The sequence below is a fragment of the Biformimicrobium ophioploci genome, from assembly GCF_030270605.1.
Lineage (GTDB): Bacteria > Pseudomonadota > Gammaproteobacteria > Pseudomonadales > Cellvibrionaceae > Biformimicrobium > Biformimicrobium ophioploci.
In genome coordinates this window covers 421,567-441,033 of the sequence record NZ_BSYJ01000004.1, presented here as the reverse complement: position 1 = coordinate 441,033, position 19,467 = coordinate 421,567, and the positions used below count along the sequence as shown (strand labels likewise).

Below are 19,467 nucleotides of genomic sequence, written 5' to 3'. Positions count from 1 at the left end.
ATCAGAAAGAGTGGGAAAACAGCAGGCGTGCTTCCCAGATATCCAGCCCGCTCTGCCCCAGGCTCTGGTAGGCCACTTCGGCATCCAGCATGGTGGCGCTGTTCGGCAACCAGCGCCCGCCGAACCGGATCAGGCCACTGCTGGGCGAGGTCGAACGGGTACTGAGGTCGCCGGCGAGGATACGGCCTTCGCCCGGGCGCTCAAATTCATAGCGCGCGCCCACTTCGGCAAAAGGCATCAGGTAACCGCAGTAACGCAGCTTGTAGGTGCGATTCGCCTCGAAGGTCGCTTCAACAATCCCCTGCTCAAAAGATTCGCCCGGGAAGCGGATAGTTACCGGCTGGTCCTGCACACGGCCACGCAGACTCATCGAGTTGTTCGTGGTATCGCGCCAGTAAACGGTAAATCCCGGGCGCAAATTGAAATCATCGAAGCGATACTGCCCGTGTGCGCTGACGGTGGTGGCCCACTCGCGCCCGTCGAGATAACCACTCAGGGACAACAACTGGTTGGCGACATCGATTTCCGTGTAGCGCAGCGCGGCATCCAGTACCCAGTTTTCCGCCACCTGCCAGGCCAGGTAAGGGCCGAACGTATAGCGGTCGATCTCCTGCTCCCAGGTCCCGGAAAAACGATCCAGCTCTGACTGGTAAAGTGAGAAGCGCATCCCCAGGACGACACCCTCATCGATGCGTCGGTCCAGACCTACTGTGTAGCGCATGGCATGGCCATCATTGTCGAGACCATGGCGGTCTTCGGAGATATCCAGGTAACTCACATCGACCCAGCTGTTCCACTCAAGCTGCGCCGCACTGGCCACCGGGATGTATTCCATCTCACGTCCTGGCGTGATTGGCACCCGTCCGTCCGGGCTCGCGTCCTCCTGATACTGGGCGAGATAAAAGCCTTCAGGGCAGCGGATCTCGCCACCCTCGTAATTCGGGAAGACGGCCCTGTTTTCCTGCGGCTGGAAGCAGACCAGGTTTGGGTAGACGGTATAATCACCCTGCTGCTCGAACCGCCGCGGGCGCAGAGGCAATTCCGGCTGCACCGGCCTTTCCGGGGTAATGCCTTCAGGCGGCAGGGTACCAATCGGAACTTCCGGCTTCACCGGCCTCTCCGGCGTGATGCCCTCCGGAGGTAATGTGCCGATGGGTACTTCCGGCTTGACCGGTCTCACCGGGGTAATGCCTTCCGGAGGTAAAGTGCCGATGGGCACCTCTGGCTGCACCGGCACCTCGGGCGTAATACCCTCCGGTGGCAATGTACCAATCGGCACTTCCGGTTTTACCGGTTTTTCCGGAGTGATGCCCTCCGGTGGCAGGGTCCCAATGGGCACCTCCGGTTTCACCGGTTTGTCCGGGGTAATGCCCTCCGGTGGCAGTGTGCCGATCGGCACTTCCGGTTTTACCGGTTTGTCCGGGGTAATGCCCTCCGGTGGCAGTGTGCCGATCGGCACTTCCGGTTTTACCGGTTTGTCCGGCGTAATACCCTCCGGCGGCAGTGTGCCGATCGGCACTTCCGGTTTTACCGGTTTTTCCGGCGTAATGCCCTCCGGTGGCAAGGTACCAATCGGCACCTCCGGTTTCACCGGTCTCTCCGGCGTAATCCCTTCAGGTGGCAGGATCGCGATTGGCGGCCGTGCCTCGACCGGGACCTCGGGCGTGATCCCCGTAGGCGGGATGGTGCCAATAGGCGGCAAAACCGCCACAGGTACCTCAGGCATAATACCCACCGGAGGAAGCACGCCAATAGGGGGAACCGGAGGCAAAATGCCTATCGGGGGCAGGACTTCCGGCGGATCGATTGGCGGAAAGATGATTTCTGGCGGCAGGATAATCCCGCCCTGCTGGTTCTGGGTATCGAGCAGACAGTCCCTGTCGCCGGATATATCGAACAGCCGGTGGGTACCACCGCCCCCCTGGGACACCACAGGGGAAAGAGAGAGGTGCAGCCCGGGTGAACCTCGGCTCCACTCATCGACACGCAGGTTCTGCTGCGCCGCTTCCAGCGCAAAACTGCCGGCCGTCGTAGCCGACAGCCAGACGGTCTGCTGCAGGTCATTGGTCTTGCCGATAAACCGCAAGGTGCCGTCGGAATTACAGTTGGCCGCAAGCGCCGGCGCAACATGCATCGCAATCGCGCAGGCGAGCAGGAATCGCCGTCCCTGGATTGGCATGATCTTCGATATCCCTCTGAAGATTGCCCCCGTTAACCGGGCTGAAAGCCTCCTTGCAAATTTAGCTTATTGGGACGGGCATACGATTAATCTCACGCCCGAGTGGCGCTGTGCAGGAATTCCACCATCCAGCGCGCCACCACCTGCTCGTGAATATCGTTCTTGAGCGATGCAACGCCCTTCTCCACTACCTCGTCGCCAAACGCCTCACGACGCAGCTCCATCAGGCTCTTGGAATAGGGCTTGGTGAACTCCGGGTGCGCCTGCATGGTTAGCATGTGCTCACCAACCTGCAATAGCGCATAGGGGCAGAAGTCACTGGAGGCCAGCACACGGGTGTTCTGTGGTATCTCTTCCACCTGGTCCTGGTGGCTTACCAGCAGGGAGAAGCCCTCCGGTTTGTGCCCCATCCAGTCCGGCGTTTCCTGCATTTCGTAGCTGTGCACCCCAACGCCCCAGCCTTTCGCGGACTTGCGCGTCTTGCCACCCAGCGCGTGGGCAATAATCTGGTGGCCAAAACAGATTCCCAACGTAGGCTTCTGGCGCTGGTTGAGCTTCTGCACGAATTCCATCAGCGGCGGAATCCAGGGCTTGTCATCGTAGACGCCGGTCTTGCTACCGGTAATCAGGTAGGCATCCACTTCGTCGATATCCGCCGGATATTGGCCATGCTGCACTTCGTAGGTCACGAACTCCAGCGCCTCGTCCTGTTCCCTGAGCAGGCGCTCAAACATCGCCGGGTATTCCCCGAACTCACCTACCAGCTGCTCGCGCACATCATCCGTTTTCAGTACACCAATTTTCATTGCCTAATCCCAACCTCAAAAAACCGAAGCATCATTCTAATATTGCCGGACGCTCCTGCGCCAGCCCCCGCCAAAAACCAGCCACAGGCCGGGCACCAGAGCGCCCGCAACGGCACCCCACAGGTGCGCGTCGATCGCCACCGGCGCGCCAATCAACGCGGCAGCGGCGCTGGTATCGCCGCCGAACTGCTCCCAGGCCACTTTGCCAGCGGTACCCAGCACGATCAGGTAGCCCGTCATCCAGCCGCGCTGGATATCGTGAATCCCTCCCCAGACGATCAGTCCGTGCAGCAGGCCGGACAGGCCCACATACCAGCTGACCGACGGGGAAAAGAACAGCAGTCCGGCCCCGGTGAGCAGCGCCAGCAGCACCACCAGTAAAAGATACCCCAGCGCCCGGTAGTAATCGCTGTGCAGCACCCACAACACCGCCACCGCCGCACAGTTCAGCAGCAGGTGATTGAGATTGGTGTGCAGGAAATGCCCCGTCAACAGGCGCCAGAACTCTCCCGACAGGATCCTGCCGCGATCATAGATCAGCAGCTCGCGGATATTGTCCGGGCTGAAAAACGCCAGTACCGCCAGGCCAATCAGGATCAGCGGCCCCAGCGCGGAGGAGACTTTTTCAAACATGAGGGAATATGACATAGCCGCATTATTGGAGGCCCGCTACGGCAACGCAAGGTATAAACCCGACTGCCAGAGGCGCGACAGGACCCGCACACAAGGCAATGATACAGGCGCCAAACCCTGGCCTTTTGAGACAAACCGATACATTTCAGGCCGATCTGACCCCATACCCCGTTGCCATATCCGATAGAATGACAAGCAGCCAATACCCCATTCAAGGCTTATAAAAGTATAAAGGAGCAGGACCTTGAACCGCTTATCCATACTGTTTGCCGCACTGCTGCTGGCCGGCTGTGCACCCGAAGAATCCAGTACCCCGTCCACTAAGACGGCCCTCCCGGAAGGCGTGGAATTTGTGGAGCAGGTTGCCTCGCAAGCCGGCAAAACCGTCATTCCCTACCACAAGTACACCCTTTCCAACGGCCTGACCCTGATTCTGCACGAGGATCACTCGGATCCACTGGTACACGTGGATGTGACCTATCACGTTGGCTCTGCCCGTGAAGAGGTAGGCAAGTCCGGTTTCGCCCACTTCTTCGAGCACATGATGTTCCAGGGCTCTGAAAATGTGGCGGACGAGCAGCATTTCAAGCTGATCACGGAAGCCGGTGGTACCATGAATGGCACCACAAACTCCGACCGCACCAATTATTACCAGACGGTACCGGCAAACCAGCTGGAAAAAGTCCTGTGGCTGGAATCGGATCGCATGGGCTACCTGCTGGATGCGGTCACCCAGGAAAAGTTCGAGGTACAGCGGGAAACGGTGAAAAATGAGCGCGGACAGCGCATTGACAACCGCCCTTACGGACGACTTTATGAACGCGTTGCCGCCGCGCTTTATCCGGATGGGCACCCCTACTCCTGGCCAGTAATTGGCTACATGGAAGATCTCAACAGGGTGGATGTGAATGACCTCAAGGCATTCTTCCTGCGCTGGTATGGTCCCAATAACGCCACACTCACTATCGGTGGCGATATTGATATCGAGGAAGCCCTGGTACTGGTAGAGCGTTATTTTGGCGCGATTCCTCGCGGGCCGGAGGTGGCAAAGCCGAAAAAGGCACCAGCCAGCCTGGAGGAAGACCGCTACATCTCCATGGAGGACAATGTCCACCTGCCGCTGATCCATATATCGTTCCCTACGGTACGCATTCGCCACGAGGACGAAGCCCCGCTGGATGTACTTTCTTTCATCCTGGGTAGCGGCAAAACGTCATTACTATACAAAAACCTGGTGAAGAGCCAGATGGCGGTACAGGCCCAGGCCAGCCACCCCTGCCAGGAACTGGCATGCACCTTCAACCTGCTCGCACTGCCACACCCGGCATCCGGCAAGTCACTGGCGGATATGGAAACCGTCATCCGCGCCACGCTGGATGAATTTGAAAAACGCGGCGTTCAGGATGACGACCTGACCAAGGCCAAGGCGCAAATGGAAGCCGGTTTTGTATTCGGCCTGCAAAGCGTCTCCGGCAAGGTCAGCCAGCTGGCTTCCAACGAGACATTCACCGGCAACCCGAATTACATCGAGGAGGATATTGCCCGTTACAACAATGTCACCAAGGCAGATGTCATGCGTGTTTACCGCCAGTACATCAAGGGTAATCACGCAGTAATCATGAGCGTGGTCCCCAATGGCCAGGCGGATATGGTGGCCAAAAAAGACACCTATACCCAGGGCAAGCGCAAGGGCATTGACTCCGTCAAACTGGTCAAGGAAGAAGACCTCAAGCTTCGTAGGGCAGAGGCGGATTTCGACCGCAGCGTGATTCCCACCGCCGGCGCCAACCGCCCCGTTGATGTCCCAGAAATGTGGCGCAACGAAATGGCCAACGGCATCAAGGTTCTGGGTACCCAAAGTACAGAAACGCCCACGACTTCGCTTTTACTGAAGATTCCGGCCGGACACTATTACACATCACCGCAGAAAGCCGGCATGGCCTCGCTGCTGGCGCAAATGCTATCCGAGTCGACCAGCAAGCGCAGCGCGGAAGAAATGACCAAGGCACTTGAAATGCTGGGCAGCCGGGTGTCTGTTTACGCTGACAATCACTATATCAACGTCAGCATCAACACCCTGAGCAAGCATCTCGATGCCACTATGGACCTGGTTGCGGAAAAACTGTTCGAACCGGCACTCCTGCCTGATGAGTTCGAAAGGCGCCGCAGCAATGCCATCCAGTCCATCAAAAACAACAAGAAGAACGCTTCCTACCTGGCCTCTACTGCCTATCGCCAATTGTTGCACGACGATAATATCGCGGCACTGCCAGGCGGTGGCACGGAGCAGACACTGGCAGAAATGTCCGTGGACGACGTAAAGGCTTTTTATGAGCAGCACTTCCTGCCAGCGAAAGCACAGCTCATTGTGGTTTCCGAACTGGACCAGAAGGCGCTGGAGCCGCACCTGACCAGTCTTGCCAAGTGGGAGGGCAAGGGACCGGAGCTCGCTATCGAACTGCCAGTTCCGGCAGTAGAGGCTGGCACCATCTATCTGGTCAACAAGGAAGATGCCGCCCAGTCAGCCATCCGCATCGGCAAACGCAGCCTGACCTACGATGTCACTGGCGAGTTTTACAAAGCCTACCTGATGAATTTCCCTCTGGGCGGCGCCTTCAATAGCCGCATCAACCTGAACCTGCGGGAAGACAAGGGCTATACCTACGGCGCCCGCTCATTCTTCGATGGCGACCTGCTGTCCGGCAACTACACCGCCAGCGCAGAAGTACGCGCGGATGTGACGGACAAATCCATCGTGGAATTCATGGAGGAAATCAGGAACTACGCCGACAACGGCATCACTGCCGAAGAGCTGGCGTTTATGCGCAATGCCATCAATCAGAAAGATGCGCTGCGTTACGAAACACCGCGCGCAAAACTCGGCTTTCTGGCAAAGATTCTCGAGTATGACCTGGACCCGAACTTCGTAGAGAAAAGGACAGAGATCGTCAAAAGCATCAGCGCAGACGAAATCAACTCTCTGGCGAAGAAGCACCTCAACCCGGATGACATGATCATGGTAGTTGTGGGTGATGCCGAAACGCTCAAGCCGCAACTCGAGGCGCTGGGCTATAAGGTAGTGAACTACGACGTGTAAGAAAGTACGGGCCCCGGCAAGACCGGGGCCCGCTCAATACATTACCACTCGATACCCTTGCGCGCAGCCACACCCGCATGGAACGCGTGCTTCTGCAGGGTCATTTCACTGACGGTATCGGCCGCATCCAGCAGGTACTGCTTGGCACCGCGGCCGGTGATCACCACACTCTGCTCCGCCGGCCGGTTCTGGATCGCCTCCAGCACCTCCTGCTTGTCGAGCCACTTGTAGTTCAGCGCATAGGTCAGCTCATCCAGCACTACCAGATAGATTTCCGGATCAGCCAGCCAGCGCTTGCAGTGTGCCCACAGTTTTTCCGCGGCCGCCCTGTCTGCGGCATCGTCCTGGGTTTCCCAGGTGAAGTCTGTACCCATCTGCTGCCATTCGAGCAACGGCGAGGACTCGAGATAATTTTTTTCACCGCACTCCCAGGTGCCCTTGATGAACTGCGCCACCGCCGCGCGATAACCGTATCCAAGTGCACGGGCCACGGTGCCGATGGCGGCAGTGGTCTTACCCTTGCCGTCACCGGTGTGGATAATCACCACGCCGCGCTCCTGCTGCGCCTTGGCCACGCCGGCATCGACAATTTCCTTGCGCGCCTGCATACGGGCCTTGTGCTTTTCGTTTTTCGAATCAGTCATGCTTCTCGCCTAGCTCGTGCAAGTGCTTTCCCGCTTGCTGTTCTCGACACGCTACGAGCCCATCCCTGGGCGCTCGAATGCGCACGTCCATGTGCGCATACGGTCTCGAAAAGCAAGCGAGAAACCACCCAATCCAGTTTTACAATTTCCAGCTCACACCCAGCTGCCAGTTGCGGCTATCCGCATGGTAACCGGCCTGGCTCTGGTAATTATTGTCCAGCGCATTGCGCAGCTTCGCGCTCAGCGTAACATCCTCACGCAAAGCGTAACTCGCACGCAGATCCATGGTCGCAACACCCGGCAGGGTTACGCGCTGGAACGGATCGCTGACGCGTTCGCTGCGCGCTTTAAGCAGCACACCAAAGTTTACCCCCGCGAGCAACCGCTCAATATCCAGGGTGGCGTTGTGACGCGAACGCTCCAGCAGATCGTCACCGGTCGTACCATCCTCCGCATCAAGGTAGGTGTAATTGGCATCCCATCGCAGGCCTGCCAGCTCGCCCTGCGCTTCCAGCTCCAGGCCGCGCACGCTTGCCGAAGCCACGTTAGCACGGGTCGTGACAAAGTCTGCAGTGTAGGCATCCACAATCAGGTTGTCGTAGTCTGCGTTGAACAGGCTCGCGCGCCAGCCCAGTTCACCGGCCTGGCCGCGCAGCGACAGCTCGATATTTTCTGATTCCTCCGGCTTCAGGTCCGGGTTGCCCTGATACCACGGGCTCGCCGGGTAGTAGAGATCATTGAATGTTGGCGCCTTGAAACCGGTACCGGCAGATGCGATCAGTTCCAGTGCATCGGAGAAAGCATAACCGTAGGCGATGTTGCCAGTGGTGTGCTGGCCATAACCACTGTGATCGTCACTGCGCAGGCCCCATTGCACCGAATGGGTACCGCTCTGCCACTGCTGCTGTGCAAACACACCGAGATTGCGCACGGTATCTTCGTCGTAGCCGGTGGCCGGGTTGCTGCTGACCTGGTCGCGGTAGTAATCGACCCCGGCAACCACGGTGCCCAGCTCCCCTGCCGCAATCCGGTTCTGCCAGCTGGCGCTGTCGCGTTCGGTGACCAGGTTGAACGGCCAGCTGAATGTATCGTCGTCGTAGGTGGAGTCGTCTTCACTATAAGCAAGCTGCAGTTGCGTCAGCCAGGTTTCGGAGATGTCGCCAGAGAGATCCAGGTTGGCCTTGGTGATTTCGAAGACGCTGAACGGCTGGCCGCCCCAGGCGGAATCATATTCCGCGCTGCCACGGTTCTGCTGCGCCTGCAGGCCCAACTGCCATCCGTCCGTCAACGCCTTACGGTAGCCAAGCTGCAGTGTGCTATTGCGGTAGGCGTCGTCATCCGCATTGCCAGCATTGTCATCCAGCAGGTGATCGATGCCATCGGTGGTCTGGTGACGCGCGGCGGCATAAAAATCACCGAGGGCCCCAGAAGTGGAAACCTGCGCCGCACTGACCTGCTCGCCGTGGCTGCCCACACGGTACTGCACGCCGCCGCCGCTGCGGCGGGTAATGATGTTCACCACGCCACCCATGGCGTCGGCGCCGTACTGGGCAGAGCGCGGCCCGCGCACGATTTCAATACGCTCGATCTGGCCCGGGTCCAGGTATTCCAATACTGTCAGGCCGGTGGTGGCGCTGTTGATGCGCACCCCGTCAACCAGAATCAGCGCGTGGTCGGTTTCGGAACCGCGAATAGACAGCGTTGTGGTGCCACCCAGGCCACCGCTCTGGTTAACCTGCAGGCCCGGCACGCGCTGCAGCAGCTCACCCATTTCAGTAATCTGCCAGCGTTCGATCTCGGCCCGGCTAATGACACTGAGTGGCGCGAGTACTTCCGATACCTGCTGTTCGAAACGGCCGGCGGTAACCACCAGCTGCTCAATGGGCTGGCCGCTTGCGGCCTGTTCATTATTGTCAGAATTTGCAGAGCCAAGCGATGGCACGGCAAGGGCCAGGGCCAGCAGGCGCCTGTTAAACTGGAAAGACATGGTTATTCCCCAATCTGGTTGTTATGTGCGATTGAGGGAGGACAAGAGAGGATGGCGGGGAGAATACATACGGGTCCGACGCGCAACCAATGACAAAGCCCTCCGCTTTATCTGCTCGCCACTACTGTGGCGGCCTGGTCGCTATCGGGCCGGTATCGGGCTTAACGCTTGCGCGTCTCACCGTTGCGGGGGCAGCGCCGGATTGAACACCGGACTTCCCGTTTAACTCCATCTTGCAGGAGCACCAGACAGCGGCGCAACGATAGGCGGATTTTTCCCCGCCGTCAACGACTGCCCCGCAAATGACCAAGGAGTATTTATGACCCCCATTGCGCTGGGTATCCCCAGTCGCGGTAGCGATTCCGGGCAGGCCGCTGAACCTGCCAGCCCCGCGGCGCAGCTGCTGCCGGACATGATCAGCCGGCACGGCCTGGTGTGCGGCGCCACGGGTACCGGCAAGACCGTGACCCTGCGTGTGCTGGTTGAGCAGATGTCGGCCCGGGACATCCCGGTATTTGTCACCGATGTGAAGGGTGACCTGAGCGGGCTCGCCGCGGCCGGCGGGGATAGCAAGAAGGTCGCCGAGCGCCTGCCCCTGTTCGGGCTTGGCGCGGACCATTACCGCGCCCTGTCGCTGCACCTGTGGGGCCGGGACGGTATTCCGCTGCGCACCACCCCCACTGAAATGGGACCCGAGCTGCTGGCGCAAACCCTGGGCCTGAACGACAACCAGACCGGGCTGCTGCACCTGATGTTCAAGATCGCGGACGAGCTGGGCCTACTCCTGCTGGACTGGAAAGACCTCGAAGCACTGATCAACTTTGCCGATACTGCGCGCAGGCAACTGGCCGATGACTACGGCAGCATCTCCAGCGCGAGCCTCGGTGCCATCAAGCGCAAGTTTCTCGCCCTGGAGCGCGCCGGTGTGGACACGCTGTTCGGCGAGCCGGCGCTCGACCTGAACGACCTCCTGAAAGGCGATGCCGTGCACCTGCTCGATGCCAGTGCAATGGACCACAGGGCCTACGCCACCCTGGCCCTGTGGCTACTGGCAGAACTCTACGAGCAGCTCCCGGAAGCTGGCGGCGAGCTGAAGCTGGCCGTATTTTTCGATGAGGCACACCTGCTGTTTGACGACATGCCCGCCGCGCTACTGGACGAAGTGGAACAGGTGGTGCGCCTGATCCGCTCCCGCGGCGTCGGGATTTTCTTTGTCACCCAGAACCCGCTGGATATCCCAGAGCCCATTCTGGCCCAGCTCGGCAATCGCGTGCAGCATGCCCTGCGCGCCTATACCCCGAAGGAGCAGCGTACGGTCGGCGCCGTGGCAAAAAGCTTTCGCGAGAACCCGGAGCTGGATACCGCTGCCACCATTGGCAAGCTGGGTGTCGGCGAAGCGCTGGTGTCCTGCCTGGACGAAAACGCAGTGCCACAACCGGTACAGCGGGTTTTGATCCCGCCACCGGCAAGCCGCCTGTCGCCGCTGTCGGAAGCGGAGAAGCGCACACTGAAGAAGGGTCCCCTCGCCGACAAATATTGCACTGAACTGGATCGCGAGTCGGCCTATGAATACCTCAGGGCCCGGCGCGAGAAGCTGCTTGATGAAACTTCCCCCGGCCGTTCTGGTCAAAAAGCCCGGAAGAGCGATAGCAACCTGGTCCAGAGCCTGAACAAAGCAGCGATCAGCTTTGGAAAGCAGTTCGGGCGCGAACTTGCACGGGGCATTCTGGGCGCCCTGGGCCTCAGGCGCCGTTAGACAACGTTCCCTTTTGCGGCAGCATCACGCATTATCGACAAGCACCAGCGTACACCTCTCAAAGAACAATTAAAGCCGGGGATTCCCTTGAAACGGTTACTATCACTCGCCGCCCTTGTGGGCGCTCTTTCAGGCTGCAGCGATACCCAGCCTTCCTCTACCCAGATCTTCTATGGCGGCACCATCTATACCGCAAACGCCCAACAGGAAATGGTTGAGGCGATGGCGATCGCCGGGGATTCGATTGTTTTTGCCGGCACTGTGGACCAGGCGAAGAAACGGTACCCTGACAATGCGGAATGGATTGACCTGGAGGGTAAATTCCTGATGCCGGGCATTCACGATGCCCACATTCACCCATCGCTCGCGCTTGAAGGAGAGACCTGCCAGCTGCCGCAGCAAAACAGCCTGGATCTGGCGAACATTGTTCGTGAAGTCCAGCAGTGCCTGTCTGAACTCGGTTCCGACTCGCCTGCCCGCGGTGAGTGGATCACGGTGTCCCAGTTCAACGGATACGGTGCGGACAGCCCCCAGTTCCTCGGTGATTACCCTGATATCGCGACTGGTCTTGATGAGATTTCCACAAGGCACAAGATTATCCTCATAGGAATCGATGGCCATGCCCATGCCGTCAATCACTATGCACTTGAGCATGGCGCCACCCTCCGCGGTGAATCCGTAACGCTAACAAGCGAATTACTTGCCGGGGAACTCAGCGCGTACCAGGCGCTGGTCCCATTGAACGCACAAGGGTTGCCCACGGGCCAGCTGAAAAGCCAGGCGGCCTGGGATCTTTTCAAATATGAGTCGCGCTCGGTGGATGGATTCCTGGCTATTCATGAGTCGTTCAATAATTACTTTCTGTCCAACGGCATTACCGCCTTTACAGAAGCCTGGACTCGTGAGCGAGACCTGGAGATTTACGAGGGGCTAATCCGCAATGGTCATCTCGCTCCGCGCGTTACGATGGCCTACGCCCTTGCCAAGGATAAGCATCTGGACAGTGCTGGCATGGTTAACCTGGAGAAATTCTTCCAGGATCTCAATGCGGCGCGCAAGCGCTTCGAGAACTACCCCAGAGCCAATATCAGCGCCGTAAAGGTCTTCGTTGACGGGGTAATGGAGTACCCGACCCAGACCGCCGCCCTCACAAAACCTTACCTGGAAGCAGAAATCAGTGACTCCGGTAACGTCCACTATCCCAACGATACCAGCCACAACCGCGGCAAACTCGAGCTTACCCCGTCGGAGCTCAATCGACTGGTAACGGCTGTAGATGCGGCAGGGCTCGCGATGTATTTCCACGCGATAGGTGATCAGGCGGTATCTGTCGCACTGGATGCTGTCGAGCAGGCCAGAAGCGCATCAGGCTCCGACATCCCACACAACATTTCTCATCTACAGCTTGTTGGCGAGGAGGACGTCGAGCGATTTGGCGAGCTCGGTGTGTTCGCAACGCCTTCACCTGCATGGTTCACGCCCTGGTACGATTACGACCTGTCGGTAATCCCCTATATCGACAATGTCGACAATATCAAGAATCTTGACGAGCTCTACCGCCCCGAAAGCCGCTACATGCAGGCGGTTTATCCGGTCGAATCCATCCGCAAGCATGGTGCCACCATCTCTTTCGGCAGCGATGCCCCCGTCGACTTCAACGGGCCGCGCCCGTTTACCAACATCATGTCTGCACTCTTGCGTGCCGACTGGGTAGAACCCGACTCCACACCACCTCGCTGGACCGTGCTGAATGCCGAAGAACGCATGACCATCTATGACATTCTGGATGCGTACACGATAAATTCAGCGGCTGCGATGCGCCACGACCATTTGACCGGCTCCCTTGAAGCGGGCAAGCGCGCCGATTTCATCATCCTGAACAACGACCTGGTCGCGCTGGCAGCGGGTGTGGGCAAAACTGTCAATGCCGATGGAGAGCAAGTCGCCTACTCCATGTGCGACAAAAACTATGACGCCTCTTATTGCACCACCGAAGTGTTGCAAACATATATTGACGGAGAGCTGGTTTACTCCGCCGAATAAACCCGGCTCTGCCGGCTTCCAGGCGCTTACCAACCCGGAGTAATAGCGAGGACAAGGACAATGCTGATCAAGACAAAAGCCGACCTGACCGAAGCGGATGTCACCCCGGAACATATCTATCGCGATAGACGCCGCTTTATGCAGCAGGGCGCGATCCTCGGCGCATCCACTATGGCGGCCCTAACAGCACCGCTGGCACTGCCCCGGCGTGCGCATGCACAGTCGCCTGATCTGGTGCAGAGCCCGTTCAGTACCGACGAGGACAAGACTTCCTATGAGGACATCACCACTTACAACAATTTTTATGAATTCGGTACCGGCAAGGACGATCCGGCACGACATGCGCACCGGCTGAAAACCAGCCCGTGGACGCTGTCGGTATCCGGCGAATGCGACAAGCCGGGTACGCTGGATATCGAGGACGCGGTCAAGCCGCACACGCTGGAAGAAAGGATTTACCGGCTACGCTGCGTCGAGGGCTGGTCCATGGTGATTCCCTGGGTGGGCTTTCCCCTCGGCGATTTCCTCAAGCGTTTCGAACCACGCTCCAGCGCCAAATATGTCGAGTTCGAAACCCTGCACGATCCCAAACAGATGCCCGGCCAACGCCGCCCGATCCTGGAATGGCCCTATGTGGAGGGGCTGCGCATGGACGAGGCGATGCACCCGCTCACCATTCTCGCGGTCGGCCTTTACGGCAAGAAAATGCCCAACCAGAATGGCGCACCCATACGCTTGGTCGTACCGTGGAAATACGGATTCAAGAGCATCAAGTCCATCGTCAACATCCGCTTCGTGGAAAAGCAGCCCACCAGCTCCTGGATGAAAGCGATTCCGGACGAATATGGTTTTTACTCCAATGTGAACCCGGATGTTGCCCACCCGCGCTGGAGCCAGGCGCGGGAACGGCGCATCGGCGAGTTCCGCAAGCGCAAAACCCTGATGTTCAACGGCTATGCGGACCAGGTGGCTTCCCTTTATGCCGGCATGGACCTGAAAAAGAACTTCTGACAAGCAGCGCCCATGAACAGCCGCAACTTCAATACATCCATCAAACCCATCGTATTCCTGCTGTGCCTGCTGCCGGCACTGGTACTGGCGATACGCCTGTGGCTGGACAAGCTCGGTGCAAATCCCATCGATGCCATCGCAGACAGCACCGGCGAGTGGACCCTGCGCTTCCTGCTAATCGCATTGCTGATGACGCCACTACAGAAGTTTTTGAAATGGCGCTGGCCCACGCACATTCGCCGCATGCTGGGTCTGTTTGCATTTTTTTATGCAACCCTGCACCTCATTACCTACCTGTGGCTGGACCAGTTTTTTGAGTGGGGAGAAATCTGGCGGGATATTGTCGAGCGGCCATTTATCGCGGCTGGCGTGGCAGCCTACCTGTTACTGGTACCACTGGCGCTGACTTCCAATAAACCGGCCATGCGCATGCTGGGCAAGCGCTGGAAGCCGCTGCACAGGCTGGCCTATATCGCCACCTTGCTGGGTGTACTGCATTATTGGTGGATGGCGAGTGGCAAGTCGGATGTCAGTGAGCCGATGGTCTATGCGCTGCTGCTGGGACTGTTGCTACTGGTCCGCGTGCGTCTGCCCACCAGAACCTGAGAAATTATCTGCGGGGACTTGCGCGGCGACGGTCAGTTACCAGTCAAACACTGCGGAGGCCGCGATGCATCAATACCGGCACCCCGTCGATATTGCGCAGTGCTGCATCCACTCCGAACACATTGGCCAGGTTCTCCTCATTGAGGATCTGCTGCGGCGTGCCAAAGCCGTGCAGCCTGCCCCTGTCCAGCAACAGCAAGCGGTCACAGAAGCGTGCCGCCAGCGCCAGGTCGTGAATCGCCACCAGCAGGGTACGCCCCGCGCGGGCCTCGCGCCGTAACAATTCCATGACCTGCCACTGGTGCGCCAGGTCCAGCGCCGCGATGGGTTCGTCGGCAACCAACAAAGGTGCACTGCTCGCCAGCAGGCGTGCCACCTGCACGCGCTTCAGTTCACCACCGGACAGCGTATCTACCGTGCGCTCTGCAAGGGCAGCCGAATCGGTCTTGTCCATTGCCGCAGCGACTCTTGCCACGGATTTGTCCTCGGCCTCGCCGCGCCAGGGCAGGCGGCCGATACTGACCAGGTCCCGCACCGACAGCTGCCACGCCGGCACTTCCGCCTGGGGCAGATAGGCCAGTTGCCTCGCCCTCGCAGCAACTGGCAGCTTGGCCAGGTCCTTGTCAAAGAACCGCACGCTACCCGTAAACGCCTGTATGCCGGCGACGCTTTTCAGCAGTGTCGATTTGCCGGCACCGTTCGGGCCGATCACGCCCACCAGCTGCCGCTGCGCAATCTCGCAGGAAATATCCTCGAGCAGCTTCGCCTTACGCTGCAAGAGTCCGCCAAGCTGGACGGAAAGATTCTGCATTTTCAGCATCAGAAACGCCCCCGTCCGGACAGGATTAACCAGAGGAAGAACGGACCACCCACCAGCGCGGTCACCGCGCCAATGCGCAACTCCTGCTGGCCACCGAGCGCCTGCACCGCCATATCCGCGAGCAACAGCAACAGCGCGCCGCCAATACCGCTCCACAATACCAGTGGCGCCGGCTGCGAATTCACCAGCGGTCGCACCAGGTGCGGCACCACCAGCCCGACAAAGCCGATGGTGCCCGCCACTGCCACCGCGGCCCCCACAGAAAGTGCGAGACCCAGCAGGATCGCTGCCAGAACCGGGGTACGGTACACGCCCAGTGTGGTGGCCGAATCCTCACCCAGGCTCAGCCCCGTCAGGAGATGACGCCCGCTCCAGATCAGCGCCCAACCCAACAGGATCGCCGGCACCGCAAATGCGAGCTGGTCCCAACCGCGGTTGGACAATGAACCGAGCAACCAGAAAATGATTTCCTGCATGGCGAAGGGGCTCGGCGCGTAGTTGAGCGCCAGCGCCATGGCAGCAGACAGCAATGCATTGATCGCCACCCCGGAGAGAATCAGACTCTGGCCTGTAGCTTTGCGCCCGGCCAGGCCCCACACCAGCAGCACCGCCAATAAAGCACCGAGCATGGCGCTGGCGGGTAACCAGAACCCGGCCTGCCAGGCGAGGCCGTGGTACAGCATCAGGATCGCACCGAGCGCTGCGCCGCTGCTCACCCCCAACAGTGCGGGCTCCGCCAGCGGGTTGCGCAACAGGCCCTGCATTGCTGCGCCACCAGCACCGAGGGCCGCGCCAACGAACAGCGCCAGCAGCACCCGTGGCAGGCGCACCTCCCCAACAATCATCGCCTGCGCGGACGTATCCCCGCTGACAAAGCCGAGCAGCCCTTCCCACACAGAAATATCTGCATCGCCCAGCTGCATGGCTACCAGCATCACGATAGGTATCGCAGCAAGCATCAGGCATCGGGCAAGAAAATTGGCGGCGGGCACTTGGGGCACTGACGGGGTCCGTTATTGAGTATCGCGACAATTTAACATGGCTCGGGGCTCGCGCGTTATCAAATCCCGAACATGTAGAACTGGGTCTCTACGGTGCAGTAATATGCCCCGCCACCACTGTGTTATGGTTGGTTTTCCGGCTACCGGCTTCTTGGCGAAAGGAAACAAGACCGATGAAAAAATGGATTTTTGCGGTGATGATGATGCTCGGCCTGCAGCAGGCCATCGCGCAGGACTACACCGAAGCGGCCAGGGCGTGGCTGGCACTCGTGGATTCCGGTAACTACGGGGGCAGCTGGCAGGCAGCCGCGCCCATGTTCAAGCAAGCGGTCACCGAAGATAAATGGGAGGCCGCTGTCACCGCGGCGCGCAAACCACTGGGCGCACTCAAGAGCCGCAACTTCTCCGGTGCCAAGGCGGCCTCGGAATTGCCGGGAGCGCCGGACGGCTCCTATCAGGTATTGACCTTCAACGCGTCGTTCGAGAACAAGAAGAATGCCGTGGAAACCATCACCCTGATGGATGTGGAGGGCAACTGGCTGGTGGTGGGTTACTTTATCCGCTGACGGAATTCGCGCAGCTTTTCCACCACACCCCCCGCAATCGCCGCCGGACACTGTCCCAGTTCCGGCGGCATATAAAACCGCTTTTCTTCCGGATAGGCCCGCAACAAAGCGCGATGGCGCAGCGGCACATTAGCGAGGGAAAACTGCGGATAGACACCGGCAATAATCAGCGCGTCCGGTTGCCAGTCGAGCACCGACTCCAGGCTGACCGGCTTGACGTACTCCACGCCTGCACGCGCCGCAAGATTGTCGAATCCCGCCAGCTCCAGCAGCTGGTTCTCCAGCATACCCTTGCCCATCACGATGCCGTTGGGGGAATAGACCACGACCTTCGGCCGCGGCCCGGCTACTTTTAGCGGCCCCAGTGTTTTCTGCAGCGCCCGCGTATAGGCCTGCGCGGCCGCGGCGCGACCGGTCAATTCACCGAGCGCGTTAACTTGCCGGTAGATGCCGTCTATGTCTGCGGGATCTGCGATAGCCTCCACCCTTACCCCGAGGCCTTTCAGAAACTGCGCCGCGCGGCCCGCGCCGTACTGGCCCACCAGTACCAGGTCCGGCTGCAGTGGCAAAAGCTCCTCGGCGCGGCCGTGGTTCAGGCGGATGTGATCCGGGATATCGCGATTGCCGTAGCGCGGATCGGCTGCCAGCCAGGTCAGGGAGACGATGTGTTCGTGGGGCACCAGTTCCAGCAGCAGTTGGTCCAAACACAGGTTCAGGGAAGCGATCCGTTCCGGGCGCGCTTCGCCCGAGAGCGAGAACGACAGCGCAAACAGAAACAGCAGCAGGCTTTGCATTGCCCTGACCAACGGCCTCGCCCCAATCAACTGCATCGCCCTAGTCAATCGCAGCCAGTGCTTCGGCCAGCGTTTTCACCCCGATGACTTCCATACCTTCCACCTGCCCCTGGCTCGTGTTGGCAATCGGCACAATGGCCTTCTTAAATCCGTGCTTGGCGGCCTCGCGCAGGCGCTCCTGCCCGGACGGCACCGGACGGATCTCACCGGACAGGCCTACCTCGCCAAACACCATCAGGTCCTGCGGTAGCGGCCGGTTGCGGAAGCTCGACACAATAGAAAGCAGTATGGGCAGGTCTGCGCTGGTCTCCATCACCTTGACGCCACCCACCACATTTACGAACACGTCCTGGTCGCCCACCAGTACACCACCGTGACGGTGTAGCACCGCCAGCAACATGTTCAGGCGGTTCTGGTCCAGGCCCACCGCAACGCGGCGCGGGTTCCCCAGGTGACTGTCATCCACCAGCGCCTGCAGTTCCACCAGTAGCGGGCGGGTGCCTTCCCACACCACCATCACCACCGAACCGGAAGAGATTTCATCGGTGCGCTGCAGGAAGATCGCCGACGGGTTGGAGACCTCGCGCAGGCCCTGCTCGGTCATGGCGAACACACCGAGCTCATTGACCGCACCAAAGCGGTTCTTGCTGGCACGCAGGGTGCGGAAACGGGAATCGTGGGAGCCCTCCAGCAGGATGGAGCAATCGATGATGTGCTCCAGCACCTTGGGGCCGGCGAGGCTGCCATCCTTGGTGACATGGCCCACCATAATAACCGCCGTGCCGGTCTGCTTGGCATAGCGGGTCAGGTAGGCGGCGCTCTCGCGCACCTGCGACACCGAGCCCGGCGCCGAGGACACGTCCGCCAGGTGCATGACCTGGATGGAGTCGATCACCATTACCTTGGGCTGTACTTCCTTGGCTGCGTGGCAGATCTGCTCCACATTGGTCTCGCTCAGCATCTGCAGCTGGTCTGCCGGCAGGCCCAGGCGCCTGGCCCGCATCGCCACCTGCTGCAACGACTCCTCACCAGTGATATACAGCGCCGGCATGGCCTGGGACAGGCGACACAGGGTCTGCAACAGGATGGTGGACTTGCCGGCACCGGGGTGGCCGCCGATCAGCACCACCGAGCCGGGCACCATGCCACCGCCCAGCACGCGATCGAACTCGCCGGTGCCGGTGGCGAGACGCGGCAGTTCGCTCAGGTCGATCTCGGACAGTTTCTGTACACGTCCGGCGCCCGCCGCACCGGCATAGCCCTTGCCGGCGGACAGCCTGTCATCGGTGAAGTTGGCGGCGCGACTGTCGGTATGGGCCGGACCCAGGCGCACCTCACTGAGGCTGTTCCAGGCCCCGCAGGCGCTGCACTGCCCCATCCATTTGGTGTAATCCGCCCCGCACTCATTACATACAAAGGCCGTTTTTGTCTTTTTCGCCGCCACAATTTCCCCTGTTCTTCACAACCACCGGACGTTTTCAGGTGCCGATGTTAAGCCGGTGAACTGACGGCGTCATTGCGAAA

15 protein-coding genes and 1 riboswitch are annotated in these 19,467 nt (G+C 59.8%); of the genes, 6 read left to right on the top strand and 9 right to left on the bottom strand.

Translation table 11 applies throughout. From position 1 onward, the window contains the following. Window position 1 precedes the first annotated feature (1 nt). From QSJ80_RS11685 to rrtA, 3 genes are all read right to left on the bottom strand, one after another. Window positions 2-2,179, bottom strand: a complete 2,178-nt coding sequence (locus tag QSJ80_RS11685) for an autotransporter domain-containing protein (protein ID WP_285764634.1) — start codon at window positions 2,177-2,179, stop codon at window positions 2-4. 92 nt (window positions 2,180-2,271) lie between these two features. Further along, complete coding sequence (locus QSJ80_RS11680) at window positions 2,272-2,985, bottom strand: glutamine amidotransferase-related protein (protein ID WP_285764633.1); 714 nt, start codon at window positions 2,983-2,985, stop codon at window positions 2,272-2,274. Between the two features lie 36 nt (window positions 2,986-3,021). Then, window positions 3,022-3,618, bottom strand: a complete 597-nt coding sequence (rrtA, locus tag QSJ80_RS11675; protein WP_285764632.1) for a rhombosortase — start codon at window positions 3,616-3,618, stop codon at window positions 3,022-3,024. Between the two features lie 244 nt (window positions 3,619-3,862). Here rrtA and QSJ80_RS11670 point away from each other — a divergent pair, with 244 nt between their 5' ends. Then, window positions 3,863-6,715 (top strand): M16 family metallopeptidase, encoded by a 2,853-nt coding sequence (locus QSJ80_RS11670; protein WP_285764631.1) that lies wholly within the window; start codon window positions 3,863-3,865, stop codon window positions 6,713-6,715. Window positions 6,716-6,756: 41 nt separating this feature from the next. Here QSJ80_RS11670 and cobO read toward each other — a convergent pair whose 3' ends face one another. Both cobO and QSJ80_RS11660 read right to left on the bottom strand, forming a co-directional pair. Beyond that, complete coding sequence (cobO, locus tag QSJ80_RS11665) at window positions 6,757-7,359, bottom strand: cob(I)yrinic acid a,c-diamide adenosyltransferase (RefSeq protein ID WP_285764630.1); 603 nt, start codon at window positions 7,357-7,359, stop codon at window positions 6,757-6,759. A gap of 139 nt (window positions 7,360-7,498) precedes the next feature. Next, a complete protein-coding gene (locus QSJ80_RS11660) occupies window positions 7,499-9,346 on the bottom strand; it encodes a TonB-dependent receptor domain-containing protein (RefSeq protein WP_285764629.1) in 1,848 nt (615 codons plus the stop codon). A gap of 130 nt (window positions 9,347-9,476) precedes the next feature. Beyond that, window positions 9,477-9,610: riboswitch (cobalamin riboswitch) on the bottom strand. A gap of 55 nt (window positions 9,611-9,665) precedes the next feature. Between QSJ80_RS11660 and QSJ80_RS11655 the strand changes: the two genes are divergently transcribed. The 4 genes from QSJ80_RS11655 to msrQ all read left to right on the top strand — a co-directional run bounded on the left by QSJ80_RS11655 (window position 9,666) and on the right by msrQ (window position 14,762). After that, entirely contained in the window at window positions 9,666-11,102 is a 1,437-nt protein-coding gene (locus QSJ80_RS11655) for a helicase HerA-like domain-containing protein (protein ID WP_285764628.1), read from the top strand. Window positions 11,103-11,189: 87 nt separating this feature from the next. Further along, entirely contained in the window at window positions 11,190-13,145 is a 1,956-nt protein-coding gene (locus QSJ80_RS11650; protein ID WP_285764627.1) for an amidohydrolase, read from the top strand. 60 nt (window positions 13,146-13,205) lie between these two features. Further along, window positions 13,206-14,156, top strand: coding sequence for a protein-methionine-sulfoxide reductase catalytic subunit MsrP (gene msrP, locus QSJ80_RS11645; protein ID WP_285764626.1), 951 nt, complete (start codon window positions 13,206-13,208; stop codon window positions 14,154-14,156). A gap of 12 nt (window positions 14,157-14,168) precedes the next feature. Further along, on the top strand, window positions 14,169-14,762 hold the full coding sequence (gene msrQ / locus QSJ80_RS11640) for a protein-methionine-sulfoxide reductase heme-binding subunit MsrQ (RefSeq protein ID WP_285764625.1): 594 nt from the start codon (window positions 14,169-14,171) through the stop codon (window positions 14,760-14,762). 43 nt (window positions 14,763-14,805) lie between these two features. On the opposite strand, the gene QSJ80_RS11635 is transcribed toward msrQ, so the two are convergent. Beyond that, window positions 14,806-15,582: an ABC transporter ATP-binding protein gene (locus QSJ80_RS11635; RefSeq protein WP_285764624.1), complete on the bottom strand. Its 777-nt coding sequence runs from the start codon at window positions 15,580-15,582 to the stop codon at window positions 14,806-14,808. Further along, entirely contained in the window at window positions 15,582-16,583 is a 1,002-nt protein-coding gene (locus tag QSJ80_RS11630) for a FecCD family ABC transporter permease (RefSeq protein ID WP_285764623.1), read from the bottom strand. The genes QSJ80_RS11635 and QSJ80_RS11630 overlap by 1 nt, the downstream gene beginning before the upstream one ends. A gap of 173 nt (window positions 16,584-16,756) precedes the next feature. Here QSJ80_RS11630 and QSJ80_RS11625 point away from each other — a divergent pair, with 173 nt between their 5' ends. Continuing rightward, window positions 16,757-17,149, top strand: coding sequence for a DUF4019 domain-containing protein (locus QSJ80_RS11625; protein WP_285764622.1), 393 nt, complete (start codon window positions 16,757-16,759; stop codon window positions 17,147-17,149). Here QSJ80_RS11625 and QSJ80_RS11620 read toward each other — a convergent pair. Then, complete coding sequence (locus tag QSJ80_RS11620; protein ID WP_285764621.1) at window positions 17,134-17,943, bottom strand: ABC transporter substrate-binding protein; 810 nt, start codon at window positions 17,941-17,943, stop codon at window positions 17,134-17,136. The genes QSJ80_RS11625 and QSJ80_RS11620 overlap by 16 nt on opposite strands. A 40-nt stretch (window positions 17,944-17,983) precedes the next feature. Continuing rightward, on the bottom strand, window positions 17,984-19,387 hold the full coding sequence (radA, locus tag QSJ80_RS11615; protein WP_285764620.1) for a DNA repair protein RadA: 1,404 nt from the start codon (window positions 19,385-19,387) through the stop codon (window positions 17,984-17,986). Window positions 19,388-19,467 lie beyond the last annotated feature (80 nt).

Excerpts from the sequence above, each read along its gene's own strand:
- rrtA (WP_285764632.1), bottom strand. The coding sequence starts at position 3,618 with ATGTTTGAAAAAGTCTCCTCCGCGCTGGGGCCGCTGATCCTGATTGGC.
- QSJ80_RS11625 (WP_285764622.1), top strand. The coding sequence starts at position 16,757 with ATGAAAAAATGGATTTTTGCGGTGATGATGATGCTCGGCCTGCAGCAG.
- QSJ80_RS11635 (WP_285764624.1), bottom strand. The coding sequence starts at position 15,582 with ATGCTGAAAATGCAGAATCTTTCCGTCCAGCTTGGCGGACTCTTGCAG.
- QSJ80_RS11685 (WP_285764634.1), bottom strand. The coding sequence starts at position 2,179 with ATGCCAATCCAGGGACGGCGATTCCTGCTCGCCTGCGCGATTGCGATG.
- msrQ (WP_285764625.1), top strand. The coding sequence starts at position 14,169 with ATGAACAGCCGCAACTTCAATACATCCATCAAACCCATCGTATTCCTG.
- QSJ80_RS11680 (WP_285764633.1), bottom strand. The coding sequence starts at position 2,985 with ATGAAAATTGGTGTACTGAAAACGGATGATGTGCGCGAGCAGCTGGTA.
- cobO (WP_285764630.1), bottom strand. The coding sequence starts at position 7,359 with ATGACTGATTCGAAAAACGAAAAGCACAAGGCCCGTATGCAGGCGCGC.
- QSJ80_RS11620 (WP_285764621.1), bottom strand. The coding sequence starts at position 17,943 with ATGCAAAGCCTGCTGCTGTTTCTGTTTGCGCTGTCGTTCTCGCTCTCG.
- QSJ80_RS11660 (WP_285764629.1), bottom strand. The coding sequence starts at position 9,346 with ATGTCTTTCCAGTTTAACAGGCGCCTGCTGGCCCTGGCCCTTGCCGTG.
- QSJ80_RS11655 (WP_285764628.1), top strand. The coding sequence starts at position 9,666 with ATGACCCCCATTGCGCTGGGTATCCCCAGTCGCGGTAGCGATTCCGGG.
- msrP (WP_285764626.1), top strand. The coding sequence starts at position 13,206 with ATGCTGATCAAGACAAAAGCCGACCTGACCGAAGCGGATGTCACCCCG.